The sequence below is a fragment of the Actinoplanes sp. ATCC 53533 genome, from assembly GCF_003947245.1.
In genome coordinates this window covers 25,921-39,546 of the sequence record NZ_QHHV01000129.1, presented here as the reverse complement: position 1 = coordinate 39,546, position 13,626 = coordinate 25,921, and the positions used below count along the sequence as shown (strand labels likewise).

The following is a 13,626-nucleotide window of genomic DNA, read 5'->3' as shown; positions in this document are numbered from 1 at the left end:
CACCGACGTCGTCGGGATCTTCCCCGACCGCGACGCCGTCATCCGCCTCGTCGGCGCCGTCCTGGCCGAACAACACGACGAATTGGACCGAAGGGCGCCGCTACTTCGCTCTCGACGTGCTCGACCGCGCCCGCACCACACCCACCACCATCGTGTCCACCGCGACCACCGAGGACCTACAACTGGAGACCGCAGCATGACCCACCCGACCGGCGAGCACGCCATTCCCGACCCGGCCGAACGCGCCGCCCTCAACACCGCCCTGATCAACGACAACATCGAAACCGGCTGGTGGGACGACCAAGCCCGGCCCGCACCCTGGCCCGACGACATCGACCAATGGCAACCCGCCACCGGTGAACCCATCACCGGCGAACCCGGTCAACCCCTCCTCTAACCAAGATCAAATCGGAAGATCACCCAATACACCACGTCCAGGGACTTGACCAGCCCGTCTGAAGAGGACATCAGGGTCTGGTGTCGTCTATGCCACGCAGAAGACCAGGCGAACGACCTGATCGTCACCGTGCGGGACATTGAGGCTATGTATGTCGAGTGGAGGCGTCGGCTTCGTGCCGGCACGCGAGCGAGGCAAGAAAAGCTGATCTCCATTGAAGGTGAAACGGAATTCATGCGCTGGCATGAACCGATTCTGATTCCCGGGCTGCTGCACACGGCCGAGTACGCTACCGCTGTCCTCCAGCGCGTCGCCGCATTCTACGAGGTGCCGAACGACGTGGACGCTGGCGTATCCGCACGAATGGAAATGCAACAGATCCTCTATAGCCCGCACCACAGATTCCATTTCGTCATCGGTCAGCAGGCGCTACGAACCGTGGTCGGCAGTCGGGATGTGATGATCGGCCAGCTTGACCGGCTGCTATCCGTTATGTCAATGAGCCGAGTCCGGTTAGGTATCATCCCTGCCGGAGCCCCATACGTTGTGCCATCTAATCAATTCATCATCTTTGATGAACGGCTTGTTCACATCGAGGCGGTCACCGCTGAGATAGCGGTGACTCAACCGCGCGAAGTGACGATGTACCTTCGTTCGTTCGCTGCGCTTGCCCAGTTGGCGTCTTACGACGCGGACGCGCGCACCATCATCATGGCCGAGCTGAGCCACCTACAAGCAGTAAAGGAACGCCTGGAAAGTTCTTAGTCTGCGCCATCAGCAGCGGGAACGGCGAGGCGAGCTGGCGCTCGAAGTGGTGGACGCGGACGAACGCGCCGTCCACGCCGAGGTCCTCCGCGGCCTGGGCCAGGTCGATGGTCCGCAGGAGGGCGGCAGCGGATTCCCGGCGGGTGCGATCCGGGCGACGCCGCACGCGCCGCCCGGGTGCGGGGCCGTTTACCGGGCCAGGTCGCGGACGGGCGGCCGTTCGGCAGGTCTCGGCACCGACGCGAGGGCGAACCTGCCCGACGCCGTGGTGGTGAGCCGCAGCAGCCGGGTGGCGTCGATCCGTTCGCCGAGGGTCGCCGCGGCCCCGTCGGGGTCGGGGCTCGCGGTGACGGCGACGGTCACCCAGCCGTCGTCGAGCAACTCGCGGATCAGGTCGGTGTCGGCCCGTCCGGAACAGGGCGACGTGTCCACGAGGGCGGCCGCTATGCGATGTCGCGGCAGCCGCTGCCGCAGCGCCGCGACCAGGATGTGGACGGACTGATGCGTCGGCGTGCCGTCGCAGCCGTGCACGATGAGCAGTTCGTGGTGCCGGGCCATCGCGGCCAGTGCGGTGGCCACGGCCGAGATGTTGCGTCGCAGGTCCGCCCACCCGACGGTGATCACGGTGGGGCCCTGCCCCGCGGCCGGCAGGGCGGGCGCGGGTTCGGACGGCGCGTCGATCCACTCCGGCCTGGCCCGCAGGTGTGTCGCGGCGGCCAGCAGCATGGCGGACAAGACCGTCAGCGCGATCCCGAAGGAACCGTCGACGGCGTACACGCCCGCCATCAGCAGCGGCGGCACCAGCCCGGCGACACCGCCGACGACGCCGACCGCGCCGGCGACGGCGCCGACCCGTTCCGGTGGGGCGAGGACGCCGATCAGCGCCATGACCGCCCCGCTCGCCGCGCCCAGGCCGACCGCCACGCCCGCGAGGCTCATCGCGGCCGGCGGTCCCAGCGGCGGAGCGAACGCCTGCAGGAGCGCGCAGCCGCCGGCCAGGCCGAAGCCGCCGGCGAGCACCGTCGCCGCGGGGTGCCGGTCCACCAGCCAGCCGCCGACCGGGCGCGAGCCCGCCACGACGGCGACGAACACCGCGGTGCCCAGCATCGCCTGGCGCCAGTCGACGCCGTACTGGGAGCGCAGATACGCCGGCAGGAACATGGCGGCCGCGATCATGGTGCCGCAGGCCAGCGCGGACAGCGCCGCCAGCCGTGGCACCTCCGGCACGCGCAACGCCCCTGCCACGGCGCCCCGCATCGACGGATTCGCGTTCAGGCTCGGCCGGTCCCGGACCACGGCAGCCGCCACCGCCGCGAACGCCGCCAGCACCGCCGCCGCCAGCAGGAACACGGTCCGGGAGCCGTCCGCGTGCGACAGGCTCGGCGAGGCCACCGCGGCCACCGCCACCCCGGCCACGCCGGCGCCGAGCACGCCGAGCGCCCGCCCGCGCCGGCCCGGCGGGCAGCTGCGCGACACCAGCGCGGCGGCGGCCGCGAACATGGTGCCCGCCGCCCCGAACGCGCAGGCCACCGCCACCAGCGCCAGCGCCGATTCGGCGAAGGCGGCGGCTGTCAACGACACCGCGCTCGCCAGGCTGACGGCCGGCACCATCAGCCGGGCCCCGTACCGGTCGGTGAGGACGCCGACCGGCACCCGGCCCAGCGAGCCGACGAACAACGCGGCACCCACCAACAGCGCCTGCTGCACCGAACTCAGCCCGTACCGGTGACTCAGATCCGGCCCCAGCGCGGCCACCAGCGCCCACACCCAGAACGCCGCGGCGAAGCCGACCGTCGCCACCGCCAGGGTCAGCGCCGGCGGCGGCATCCCCGGTAGTTGGTCTTCCGGCGGACGGGTCGGTGTCGGCGTGGTAGTGGACATCAAGGTTCACCTGTTCATGAATGCGGACCAGCGGGGCCGGCGGGAACCGGCGCCATACACTGTAGAGCGGGTCAAGACGGGACAAACCAATGAGTTTCTAAACCACCCGGCAGGGGGACCCACCCGAGTGGCGGACGCCCGTCAGCCGGCCGCGCAGACCCGGGTGAGAAACGTGCCGACCGCGGCCTGGAACGCGGCGGGTTCCTCGGCGAAGGCGAAGTGCCCGGATTCCGGGAATTCGACCAGTTCCGCGTCCGGGAGCCCGGCCGCCATGATGCGGCTGGCGGCCGGCGGGCTCACCCAGTCGTGGCGGCCGTAGGTGACCAGGGCGGGCACACCGATCTGCCGGAGCCGCGGCCGCAGGTCGTAGTCGGCGGCGAGGGTGCCGAAGAAGTGTTGCGCGACCTCGCCGGCGAAGCCGCTGAGCGAGAACAGCCGGCCGGGGAGGTCGCGGTGCCGCGGTGCCGCGTACGCGGGCGCGATCTGTTCGGTGAAGGCCCGCATGGTCTCCGCCGAGAAGTCGCCACCGAACATCCGCGCGGCGACCGCCGCGGCCTCGGGCGAGGCGCGTTCCGCCAGGCCGGGCGGGGGATCGTCGTCGGTGAGCGGCCGCAGCGCGGCGCCGGTGGCGCACAGGATCAGGGCGCGCGCCAGGCCGGGGTGGCGCAGCGCGAGGTGCAGCGCGACGAAACCGCCGCCGGAGTGGCCGAACACGACCGGCTCGGCGATTCCCAGCCGGTCGCAGAGCCCGGCCACGTCGTCGGCCATCCGCTCCAGCGTGCAGGTTCGCACCGGGGGCCGGCCCGAGCGTCCCTGCCCGCGCAGATCGACGAAGACCAATTGGGCGTACGCGCTGAGCGGGCTCAGCCCGGGCCGCAGGTAGCCCTGGTCGAAGCCGGGGCCGCCGTGCAGTACCAGCACGGTCGGCCGTTCGACCAGCCGCCCGCCGTCCGCCGCGAGTTGCGCGCCCTCGACGTCGAAGTAGAGGCTGACCCCGTCCACCGTCGTCCGCATCGCTTCCTCCGATCGTTCGGCCCGCCGGGCCGGGCCGGCGGGGGCATCGGTTACTGGATGCCCGCACCCGCCGGAATAGTCCGGCATTCGGCTCGGAAATCGGCGCGCGGCGGCCGGGCCGGCCGGCTGCGCCGGCGGCTCAGCCGAGGGCGGCGACCAGCCGTTCGCCGTCCGGCCAGGGGCCGTAGCCGCTCGCGGTCTCGATGTGCCCGGCGTCGCCCGCGTCGAACAGCTCCGCGCCCCAGTCCTCGGCGTACTGCTCGAACTGCGCGAAGGTCGTGTACGGATCGGTGCGACTGGCCACCAGCACGGTGCGGAACGGCAACCTCGAGCGCGGCACGACTCCGAAGGCGTAGTCGGGCGGGTCGTCCGGGCCCGGTGTCCAGTCCGGGTCGAGGTAGGGCGGCGTGACCAGCAACGCGGCTCGCACCGGGCCGGCATGGCGGCCGGCCCAGGTGACCGTGGTGATGCACCCGGCGCTGTGCGCGATCAGCACCGCCGGCTCGGGGTCGGCCGTGATGGCCGCGTGCAGCGCGGCCACCCGGTCGGCCAGGTTGAACGGCGGGCCCGGCGGCCGGGGCGCCCAACGATAGTCGGGATGCGCGTCGGCCCAGCGCCGCAACCAGTGCTCGGGGCGCGGGATGCCCCGTCCCGGTACGAGCAGATGCCGGGCCATCAGGCGAGGGTGGAGCGGGTGTGGAGCGACACGTGCGGGTCCCTTCCCGGGTGCGGCTGTCGGGGTCAACCGTCCCACCGGTGCACCAGGCGCAGGCCCGCCGGCCTGGCCAGGGGGTCGAGCTCCGGGGGCCGGTCCGGAGAACGATCGTCGCCCCCGCCGGCCGTCCTGGCCAACGAATTCCCCCCGATACGAACCGATTCGACTTCGTCGTCACGCCAGGACATAGGGCACCGATCCGGACCGCTCTCCTGGTAGCTGGGTAACTTCGGGTTCACGGAGGGGACACAGGATTGACATCGACGGGACTCGCGCCCTAGCGTCGTTGCGAACCGATTCGACGCCGATGACCTCCGTGCCCGAATGGAGTCCCCGCCTTGTCCCGATCGAGTAGACGACTGATAGCCGCGGCCCTCGCCGCGAACCTCGCCTGCGGCGTGCTCGCCGTGCCGCCGGCCTTCGCGGAGCCGACCACCGCCACCCCGGTGCTGCGGTACGACTTCGACGGTGACCTGTCGGGCGGCGTGGTGACCGACAGGTCCGGCGGCGGCCGGAACGGCACGTTGGTGAACCCCGGCTCGGCGACGCAGGTCGACGGCACGGACGGCACGAAGGCGTTGCAGCTGCCCGGCGGCCCGGCCGGCTCGACCACGGCACCCTACGTGTCCGTGCCGAACGGGCTGTTCAAGGATCTGACGGCGGCGACGATCGCCACCCGGGTGAAGTGGGCCGGTGGCGCGGACTTCCAATGGGTCTACTGCATCGGCAAGGACCAGAACTCGGCGACCTTCGTGACCCCGTCCTTCAGCGGTGTCGCGAAGACCCGTTCCTCCATCAAGCCGGTCAACGGCTCGGCCGAGGTGGGCGTCGACGCGACCGCGAAGCTTCCCGCCGGCCAGTGGGTCAACCTCGTCACCACCATCGACGGTACGGCCCTGCGCTACTACCTCAACGGCGTGCGGGTCGGCAGCGCCACGGCGAGCGTCAACCTCGCGGCCACCATGTACGCGGCCGCGAACAGCACGTCGGGCTTCCTCGGCAAGCCGTTCTGGAGCGGTCACCCGTTCTTCGCCGGGGCGATGGACGACTTCCGGGTCTACGACAGCGCCCTCACCGACGACCAGGTGGCCACGCTCGCCGGCAGCGACCTGGCCACCCTGACCACCGTCGGCAAGACCTCGTTCGCCGTCACGACCACGGTCGGCACGGCACCCGTCCTGCCCGCCGTGACCGGGTCCTACTCCGACGGCATCGACCGCGTGCTGCCGGTCACCTGGAACGCGATCGATCCTGCCCGGTACGCACAGAGCGGAACCTTCACCGTGAACGGCGTCGTGACCGGCCGCGGTGTCGCGGTCAGCGCCACCGTGCGCGTCATCGCACCCGGCGACCTCACCATCGACCTGGGCACGAACACCGGAGCCTTCCACGGCGGCGCCTCCGGAACCCTCTACGGCGTCTACGGCGACGGCGTCCCGTCCCGCAACCTCATCGAGGGCATGGGCCTGCGGACGGTCTCGACCAAGGCCCAGGACGGTCCCCAGCACCCCGGCGCCGACGCCCTGGAGGTCGTCAAACCCCTCGCGGACAGCACCGGCGGGGACGTCTACATCTACATGACCGACATCTACCGCGGCTTCCCCTACGAGTGGCCCGGGACCACCCCGAAGGCGAAACTCGACGACTTCAAGGCGAAGATCGCCACCCAGGTCGACCAGGTGCTGACGCTGGCGGCCAAGTATCGCGAGCACGTCGTCTTCGTGCCGTTCAACGAGCCCGAGGGCAACATGTTCGGCACCGGGCAGTGGAGCTACAACTCGGTGAGCTGGCTGGACAACCCCCGAGACTTCTACGCCGCCTGGGACGAGGTGCACGCGCTGATCAAGAAGAAGATGCCGGACGCGCGGATCGCCGGACCGAACACCAGCATCCTGTACGACCAGGACAAGGACTTCCTGCGGCACACGGTGGCCGCCGGCACCGTACCCGAGGTGTTCAGCTGGCACGAGCTCGGCGATCCGGCCCGGATCCGCACCAGCGTGGCCCGCTACCGGGCCTGGGAGGACGAGCTGTTCGCGGGGACCCGCCACGCGGGCCGGCACCTGCCGATCAACATCAACGAGTACGCGTTCAACTATCACACCTCGGTGCCCGGCCAGATGATCCAATGGGTCTCCGCGATCGAGGACTCCAAGGTGGACGCCGACATCGCCTACTGGAACATCGACGGCAACCTCAGCGACTCGGCCGTCCAGGAAAACCGGGCCAACGGCCAGTGGTGGCTGCTGCACAGCTACGCCCAGATGAGCGGACACACCGTCCAGGTCACGCCGCCGTTCCCCGGCCAGAGTTACACCATGCAGGGCGTCGCCACGCTGGACCCGGCCCGGTCACAGGCCCGTGCCCTGATCGGCGGTGCTTCCGGCACCGGCACGGTCACCTTCGCCAACGTCGACCGGAAGCTGTTCGGCTCCGCCGTACGCGTGCTGGTGCAGGAAATCCCGTGGAGCGGGCAGCTCGGTGACTCCGCCCAGCCGCGGGTCGTCGCCGACTTCGACCAGCGGGTGACCGGCGGCAAAGCCACCGTCGACTTCGGATCGCGGCTGCCGGCGTTCGACGAGTCGTCGGCGTACCAGATCATCCTGTCTCCCGGCCGGAACCGGACCGCGGCCGTCCCGGCCACGAACCTGTGGACGGCCGGCTACGAGGCCGAGGACGCCGCGCACACCGGCTCGGGATACAGCCGCAACGGTCCGGAGGGCACGCCGTCCGACGTGGGCAAGTTCTACACCTCGGGCACCTACAACGTGGGTGGCCTGCGCACCGGGTCGGACCTGGTGCTCGACTTCAGCGTCGAGGTCCCGACGACCGGGGTGTACGACCTCAGCGTCTTCGCCAACTCGCTGAACACCTACGGCCTGGTCGCCGAGCAGGGCCCGACCAACGCGTTCCTGCGCGTGGACGGCAAAGCCGAACAGGAGCTGTTCCTGCCGCTGGGCTACAAGTGGGTGGTCTGGGACCACACCGACACCAAGGTCTCGCTGACCGCCGGCAAACACACGATCAGCCTGGCCGCCCGCAGCCTGGACGGCACCCGGGCGACCAAGGGCGACGCGATCGTCGACCGCGTCACGCTCACGCTGCCCAATCCCGCCGCGACCGCATCGACCTACGAGGCCGGGCACGCCACGCTGCGCGGAGCCCGGATCGACCAGAGCCGCCGCGGCGCGTCCGGTGCCGCCCCGGTCGGCCTCGGCCGCGGCGGGTCGGCCACCTTCTGGGTCTACTCACCCGCCGACGGCGAGTCCACGCTGAGCATCGACGCCGCCGGCCGCGGTCGCGCCGACCTGACGGTCAACGGCCGGCACGTCGCCCGGCTCGGCAAGTCGGCGAAGGGCGCGGTGTTCCTGTCCGGCGGCATCAACAAGGTGAGCGTGACCGGCTTGTCCGGCCGGCTCTACCTGGACCGGCTGCGGGTCACGAAGACCACCGGCACCCTGACCCCGACCTGGTATCAGGCGGAGAACGCGAAGCCGGCCGGCACCGCGACCGTGGCCGACTACCCACTGGCCACCGGCGGCAAGGCGGTGACCGGCATCGGCGGCAGCCCCGGTAACGACAACACGCTCACCTTCGACGTCCAGGCGCGCCGGGCCGGCACGTACGCCATGACCGTCCGCTACTCCAACCCGGAACAGTCGCCGGCGACGCACTACAACCCGGACCCGCTCGCCCGCCGCGCCGCGATTAGCGTCAACGGCGGCCCGGCCAGGCAGGTGCTGTTCCCGCACACCTTCCACGCCGACAACTTCTGGGAGCTCAGCGTGCCGGTGCGGCTGAAGCCCGGCCGCAACACCGTGCGGTTCTCCTCGGAAGAGCTGCCCGACTTCGACGGCACGTCGTACATCTCGGGCCGCTACCCGGACCTGCTGCTCCGGTCCAGGTACGCGCCGATCATCGACAAGATCGCCATCACCCCGTACGCCGCGGCGGGCTTCGGCGCGGCGCCCCGGCCGGGGGGAGGCTCGGGACGAGGCCGGTAGCGCTGGACGTGCGGGTGGCGCCGGCCCACGGAGGCCGGCGCCACGGTGCTGATACTCCTTGTCGTTACCGACTGCTCCGTGCGATACGCCCCGGCGGCTACGCTGGGGCGATGAGGTGGCCCCACATGGAGCTGACTGACGAGGCCGCCACGTTCGGTGAGCAGCACCCTGACATCATTGCCCGGCTGGCCGGGCAGGCGCCCGGCGCCGAGCCGGGGGCTCGCGCCGCCCGGGTCCGTAGCGGCGACCCCGAATGAGCGGCCTCGCCATCGGCCGCGTGACGCCGGAGTGTCAGGCACGGGCGGTCGGCACCGAGGCCGCAGTCCGGGCGCCGGCCCTCAAACCGATATTCGCCGAGTCCGTTCGAGCGGGCGCTCGTCCTCAGCGGAGGCCCGTCTTGATCTTGATTGACAGCTCGTTCACAAGCAGTTGGGTAAGAGCGGGCAACTGTGAGTCACTGACGATGGTTCCTCGTAGGGCGGTGGCGCAGGCAAGGCCGGCCAGATCGTTGCCGCGCAGGTCAGCTCCGCGCAAGTCGCACTGTTCAATCGTGAGGCCGGCGAATTTGCATCCGTCGAAGACCACGGTCGGCAAGGTGCAGGAGGAGAGCGTCGTCTCGGTGAGGGAGCAGCCGATGAAGGCGACGGGGCCTGCGGCCTTCAGGTGGTGCAGGGTGGCGTAGTCGAGTCGGCAGTTCTCGAAGATCACGTCCTTGAGCGTGACGGCGTCGAGGTGGGCGCCGACCAGGGAACAGCCGGTCAGGACGCAGCGGTCGAGCCGTGCCGACGTGAGTGTCATCGCGGACAGGTCGGCGCCGGAAAGCCATGAGCGGGTCATTGAGACGTCTTCCAGCGTTGCGCGGGTCCAGGTGCCGCCGGTGACGACGGCTTCGGTGACGGCCTCTCCGGCGCGCGGGATCCGTTCCCATCGAGGCAGGTCGTCCGGCTTGTCGCCGGGCAGAACGACTTTCACGTCTCGTACGGCACGGATCTGCATGGCTCACCTTAAACAGCGGATGGACGATGCCGAGGAGCGTCGCCGCCCGCGGTTTGTCACTTCTTATTGTTCCAGTTGTCCCAGCTGGGCCGGTTGTCGAACGGAGGCTTCGTGTTGTCCCAGGTCGGGCGATTGTCGAACTTCGCAGCGTCGATGAGGGCTGGGGCCGTGTCGTAGACGCCGAGGCGTTCGAGGTCGGCGGCGTCGATGCTGGTGAGCAGGTGGAGGGCGGTCATGGTGTTGCTCCTCGGGTGTGGTTGAGCGCAGAGCGGACGATGGCCTGGTACGTGGTGCGGCAGTAGTTGGTCTCGGTGATGTCGAAGCGGCCATGTTCGAAGAATCTGTTGCCGGCTTGGGCGCCGCGGCAGAAGCTCCAGAACTCGCATTCGACCGCGCAGCGGCGCAGCCCGGTGTCGAACTCGCGCACGTAGCTCACGCCTTTCAAGCGCGCCATCATCGCGGGCAGGGGCTCGGTCAGGACGTTGCCGACGATGAAGTCGTCATAGCGTGCGGCGGTGACACCGAGTAGTTCCGGCGAGAGCACGACGACCTGGCCGGTGGCCGACACTGTAGGGATGGGGTCGTACACGCTGGCGGGGGTCTCGTTGCCGGCCTTCGCGTGTGCGATCCAGCCGCGGAGGCGGTCCAAGTCGCGGATGCGCAATTGGGGGTAGGCGCTGCGCAGGTGCCAGAGTCGGGCCCAGAATTCCTGGGCTTGTTCCGCGGTGACCTGACAGCGGTGGGCGTTCAATCCTTCCAGCTCTTCGATGTTGAACCCCACCGACGCGCACCCCAGGTCGGCGAAGAAGCCGATGAGCTCGTCGGGAAACGTGATGCTGTCGGCGGTGACCACGCAGATCACGCTGAAGGCGATGCCGGCCGCCTTGAGCCGATCGATCCCGGTGAGCGTCCTGGTAAAGCTGGAACGCCCGGCACGGTCGACGCGCGTCGCATTCAGCGTTTTTGGGCCGTCGACGGAGACGCCGACTTGGAAATGGTATTCGCGCAGCAGGTCGACCCATCCGGGTGTGATGAGGGTGGCGTTGGTCTGAACGCCATGGCGCACCCGGCCGGCGGTCCGTAGTGGTTCGAACGGTGTCAGGAGGGACCGCATGTGGGCCAGTGGTGTCGTCAGGGGTTCCCCGCCGTGCCAGACGACTTCGATCGGTAGGTCAGCGGGCTGTGCGGCGAGGGAGTTCGCGAGACGCTCGGTGACCTTGACCGGCATCAACGTCTGCCGGTGACGGCCAGGCAGATAGCAGTAGTCGCAGTCGAGATTGCACAGCGTGGCCGGCTGCACAATCACCGTCCGGAGCCGCTCACCGATCATTGTCGGCGACCAGAGCGCGGGCGCCGCGTCGTTCGCACCGCATGTCGTCATCGTCGGCCACCGTCACCGGACGGGCCGGCGAGAGTGATGGTGATCTGACGGTGGACCACGGCGTAGTGAGCTTGGGTCATGATCGGTTCTCCTGACGGTGGCGAGGCGTCCGTGAACGGTCTGCTGCTATCGGAGCCCGCCGCCATGGCCGGCCGGAACCCGTGTGCACGTGGGTCAGCTGGTGCATCGCGGCTCCCCGTTGTGCGGGGTTGTGCACAGCTTGTGCGGGACACCCAACGCGGCCGGAAAGCACTAGCCTGAACACTTAGAGCACACGCAAGCGCACTCAGGGTCATGCCTATTCCGGGAGGGGATCGACAGTGGCCGGTACTGATCATCCGATCGTCAACACTCGCCTGGCCGCGCTCATCGCCGAGGCGGACATCTCTCACGCAGGCCTTGCCAGGCAGGTCGACAACCTCGCCCGCCGCCCCGAGCACGGAAATCTTGACTTGCGCTACGACTCCAGCTCCGTGAACCGGTGGCTGCGTGGAGCCACCCCTACCCCACCGACCCCCGCCCTGATCGCCGCCGTCCTGACCCGCCGGCTGCACCGCTCGGTCACGCCGGACGATCTGCTCGACGACGGCAGCGCCTATCTCACCCTGCCGGACACCGCGGACGCGACCGCCGACGCGGCCATCAGCCTCTGGCACCGGACCGCGCTACGCCGCGAAGCGTCCCGCTATCCGTTCGTCGCCGCTGCGGGACCCGACGCCGGCTGGCGGTGGGCATTCGCTCCAGCCGCCGCACAGATCTCTCGCACCGGCAGCCGACGGGTGGGCACGACCGACGTCGACCGGATCCTCGCCGCCCGCAGCGACTTCGCCGACCTCGACCGCCGCCACGGCGGCGGCTACGCCCGGGCCTGGCTCAGCGACTACCTCGACCATGAAGTGACCCCGCTGTTGCACGGCACCTACCGCGACGCCGTCGGCAAAGCACTATTCGCTGCCGCGGCCGTACTGACCGAGACTGTCTCCTACATGGCCTTCGACGCCGGCGAACACGGCTTGTCCCAGCGCCTGAGCATCCAAAGCCTCGCCCTGGCCAAACACGCTGGAGACACAACCTTCGGCGCCTACGTCATGAGCAACATGGCAGCCCAGCTCGTCTATCTCGGCGACGGGGTCAAGGCCGCACAGATGGCCCGGGCCGCCTCCACTTCCCTGCACCGAGCTCCCGCCGCGTTGCTCGCCCGCATTCACACCACCGAGGCCCGCGGGCACGCCCTCGCCCACGACGCACGTGAGTGCCGGGCCTCGCTCCGCCGCGCCGAGGCCGTGCTCGCCCGGTCGAGGCTCGACACCACACCGGGCTGGCTCGGTGCTTCCAGCCCTGCCCACCACGCCGGCTCCACCATGCACTGCCTGCACGACCTCGGGCACTACGCCGAAGCCGAGAAGTACAGCGCCGCCGCACTCGAGCTGCCCCACGACAGCATCCGAGCCCGTGCCCTGCACCAGATCCTGCACGCCCGCGTCCAAGCCGGACTCGGCGACATCGAACACTCCTGCCACACCGCCCGGTCAGCGCTCCTCGCCACCGCTCACCTGCGATCGCGGCGACTTCGCGACCGCATCCACGAGTATGCGTCCAGCTTGACCGCGCATGCCCGGCATCCGACCGTGGTGAGCTGGAGATCGGAAGCCCGCGAGCTACTCGCCGCCGCGTAACGCCCCGGTGGTTGCGATCAGGGGAAGCGCGGGGCTCCTGAACTGGCATGCTGCACCAGCGCCCCGTCATGCAGGTATGCGACGCCGCCTGAGTCACGCGCCAGCAACGCCGCCTCGACGCGGTCCGCCGTGTTCGCCGTCAGCCGAGTCCTCAGGTCTGCATGCGCGATGAAGGTGAACTCCTCCAGCTCTTCGGACTGCAATGAGATCCGGGACGGGTCCTCCAGGACGCCGCCGTCGAAGAGGAAGCCGAACCACGCCTTGCGTTGCTCAGTCGGCGGCACCCAGTCCACAACCAGCAACCGTCCCACGGCGAGCTCGAGGCCGAGTTCCTCCGCGACCTCGCGAGCACAGCACAGATGAGGTGGTTCCCCTGCTTCCATGATCCCGCCCGGTACGTTCCAGTGATTCCGGTAGTTAGGCTTCACGGCGAGCACTGCTGCCCCTGAAGGGTCCGTAATCAAGGCGCTCGCCGAGGCGAGAAAGCTCGGCAAGTTGGCGTACCACTGCGCTGGCTCCAACCGCTTACCCACCCGCCATACGCTACGCGTCGAGATTGATCAGGTCTGCGCCGCCGCCGGGATCGCAATGAAGGGCCTCTGAACTGCAGAAACCCTCACGCTGTCGGGCTGACAGGATTTGAACCTGCGACCCCTTGACCCCCATTTCAAGGGTGTCCTGGTCTTCGACGGGCTGAAGGGCACGGGAGCCGGCCTCGGTGGTCCTGCACGAGTCGATGTTCACCGCAGGCATCAAGGTTCCGGTCCTATGGCGCCACAACGGGCCCGCAACCGTCG

General features: G+C 69.7%; 12 protein-coding genes and 1 pseudogene. 6 read left to right on the top strand and 7 right to left on the bottom strand.

Features of this window, described 5'->3' with window-relative positions; all coding sequences use genetic code 11:
• From DMB66_RS36430 to DMB66_RS36420, 3 genes and pseudogenes are all read left to right on the top strand, one after another.
• Window positions 1-200: pseudogene (locus tag DMB66_RS36430) on the top strand (transposase); the annotation flags it as partial.
• Window positions 197-397, top strand: coding sequence for a hypothetical protein (locus DMB66_RS36425; protein WP_125802094.1), 201 nt, complete (start codon window positions 197-199; stop codon window positions 395-397). The pseudogene DMB66_RS36430 and the gene DMB66_RS36425, both read left to right, overlap by 4 nt.
• 45 nt (window positions 398-442) lie before the next feature.
• A complete protein-coding gene (locus DMB66_RS36420) occupies window positions 443-1,162 on the top strand; it encodes a DUF5753 domain-containing protein (protein WP_125808673.1) in 720 nt (239 codons plus the stop codon).
• 189 nt (window positions 1,163-1,351) lie between these two features.
• Here DMB66_RS36420 and DMB66_RS36415 read toward each other — a convergent pair whose 3' ends face one another.
• From DMB66_RS36415 to DMB66_RS36405, 3 genes are all read right to left on the bottom strand, one after another.
• Window positions 1,352-3,043 (bottom strand): nitrate/nitrite transporter, encoded by a 1,692-nt coding sequence (locus tag DMB66_RS36415; protein WP_125808672.1) that lies wholly within the window; start codon window positions 3,041-3,043, stop codon window positions 1,352-1,354.
• Between the two features lie 141 nt (window positions 3,044-3,184).
• Window positions 3,185-4,057: an alpha/beta fold hydrolase gene (locus tag DMB66_RS36410; RefSeq protein ID WP_158647489.1), complete on the bottom strand. Its 873-nt coding sequence runs from the start codon at window positions 4,055-4,057 to the stop codon at window positions 3,185-3,187.
• A 139-nt stretch (window positions 4,058-4,196) separates the two neighbouring features.
• Window positions 4,197-4,733, bottom strand: a complete 537-nt coding sequence (locus tag DMB66_RS36405) for an alpha/beta hydrolase (protein ID WP_125808670.1) — start codon at window positions 4,731-4,733, stop codon at window positions 4,197-4,199.
• Window positions 4,734-5,110: 377 nt separating this feature from the next.
• Between DMB66_RS36405 and DMB66_RS36400 the strand changes: the two genes are divergently transcribed.
• Both DMB66_RS36400 and DMB66_RS65330 read left to right on the top strand, forming a co-directional pair.
• The gene (locus DMB66_RS36400) at window positions 5,111-8,776 is read left to right on the top strand and encodes a LamG-like jellyroll fold domain-containing protein (protein WP_233625091.1); all 3,666 of its coding nucleotides are present in this window, start codon (window positions 5,111-5,113) and stop codon (window positions 8,774-8,776) included.
• Between the two features lie 125 nt (window positions 8,777-8,901).
• Window positions 8,902-9,033, top strand: coding sequence for a hypothetical protein (locus DMB66_RS65330; RefSeq protein ID WP_255441165.1), 132 nt, complete (start codon window positions 8,902-8,904; stop codon window positions 9,031-9,033).
• Between the two features lie 124 nt (window positions 9,034-9,157).
• Here the strand turns inward: DMB66_RS65330 and DMB66_RS36395 are convergent, their stop codons facing one another.
• The 3 genes from DMB66_RS36395 to amcB are packed head-to-tail and all read right to left on the bottom strand — an operon-like array spanning window position 9,158 to window position 11,153.
• The gene (locus DMB66_RS36395; protein ID WP_125808669.1) at window positions 9,158-9,772 is read right to left on the bottom strand and encodes a pentapeptide repeat-containing protein; all 615 of its coding nucleotides are present in this window, start codon (window positions 9,770-9,772) and stop codon (window positions 9,158-9,160) included.
• Between the two features lie 56 nt (window positions 9,773-9,828).
• Window positions 9,829-10,008: a multiple cyclophane-containing RiPP AmcA gene (gene amcA, locus DMB66_RS36390; protein ID WP_125808668.1), complete on the bottom strand. Its 180-nt coding sequence runs from the start codon at window positions 10,006-10,008 to the stop codon at window positions 9,829-9,831.
• Window positions 10,005-11,153, bottom strand: coding sequence for a cyclophane-forming radical SAM peptide maturase AmcB (gene amcB / locus DMB66_RS36385; protein ID WP_370319882.1), 1,149 nt, complete (start codon window positions 11,151-11,153; stop codon window positions 10,005-10,007). The genes amcA and amcB overlap by 4 nt, the downstream gene beginning before the upstream one ends.
• 320 nt (window positions 11,154-11,473) lie before the next feature.
• On the opposite strand from amcB, the gene DMB66_RS36380 reads away from it, so the two are divergent.
• Window positions 11,474-12,829 carry a hypothetical protein gene (locus DMB66_RS36380; protein WP_125808667.1) on the top strand — a complete coding sequence of 452 codons (1,356 nt, stop codon included), beginning with the start codon at window positions 11,474-11,476 and terminating at the stop codon, window positions 12,827-12,829.
• A 17-nt stretch (window positions 12,830-12,846) separates the two neighbouring features.
• On the opposite strand, the gene DMB66_RS36375 is transcribed toward DMB66_RS36380, so the two are convergent.
• Entirely contained in the window at window positions 12,847-13,362 is a 516-nt protein-coding gene (locus DMB66_RS36375; protein ID WP_255441164.1) for an NUDIX hydrolase, read from the bottom strand.
• Window positions 13,363-13,626 lie beyond the last annotated feature (264 nt).

What these genes read in the sequence shown, in the direction of transcription:
- DMB66_RS36425 (WP_125802094.1), top strand. Translation starts at nt 197, where the DNA reads ATGACCCACCCGACCGGCGAGCACGCCATTCCCGACCCGGCCGAACGC.
- DMB66_RS36415 (WP_125808672.1), bottom strand. Translation starts at nt 3,043, where the DNA reads ATGTCCACTACCACGCCGACACCGACCCGTCCGCCGGAAGACCAACTA.
- DMB66_RS36410 (WP_158647489.1), bottom strand. Translation starts at nt 4,057, where the DNA reads ATGCGGACGACGGTGGACGGGGTCAGCCTCTACTTCGACGTCGAGGGC.
- DMB66_RS36405 (WP_125808670.1), bottom strand. Translation starts at nt 4,733, where the DNA reads ATGGCCCGGCATCTGCTCGTACCGGGACGGGGCATCCCGCGCCCCGAG.
- DMB66_RS65330 (WP_255441165.1), top strand. Translation starts at nt 8,902, where the DNA reads ATGGAGCTGACTGACGAGGCCGCCACGTTCGGTGAGCAGCACCCTGAC.
- DMB66_RS36395 (WP_125808669.1), bottom strand. Translation starts at nt 9,772, where the DNA reads ATGCAGATCCGTGCCGTACGAGACGTGAAAGTCGTTCTGCCCGGCGAC.
- amcA (WP_125808668.1), bottom strand. Translation starts at nt 10,008, where the DNA reads ATGACCGCCCTCCACCTGCTCACCAGCATCGACGCCGCCGACCTCGAA.
- amcB (WP_370319882.1), bottom strand. Translation starts at nt 11,153, where the DNA reads ATGACGACATGCGGTGCGAACGACGCGGCGCCCGCGCTCTGGTCGCCG.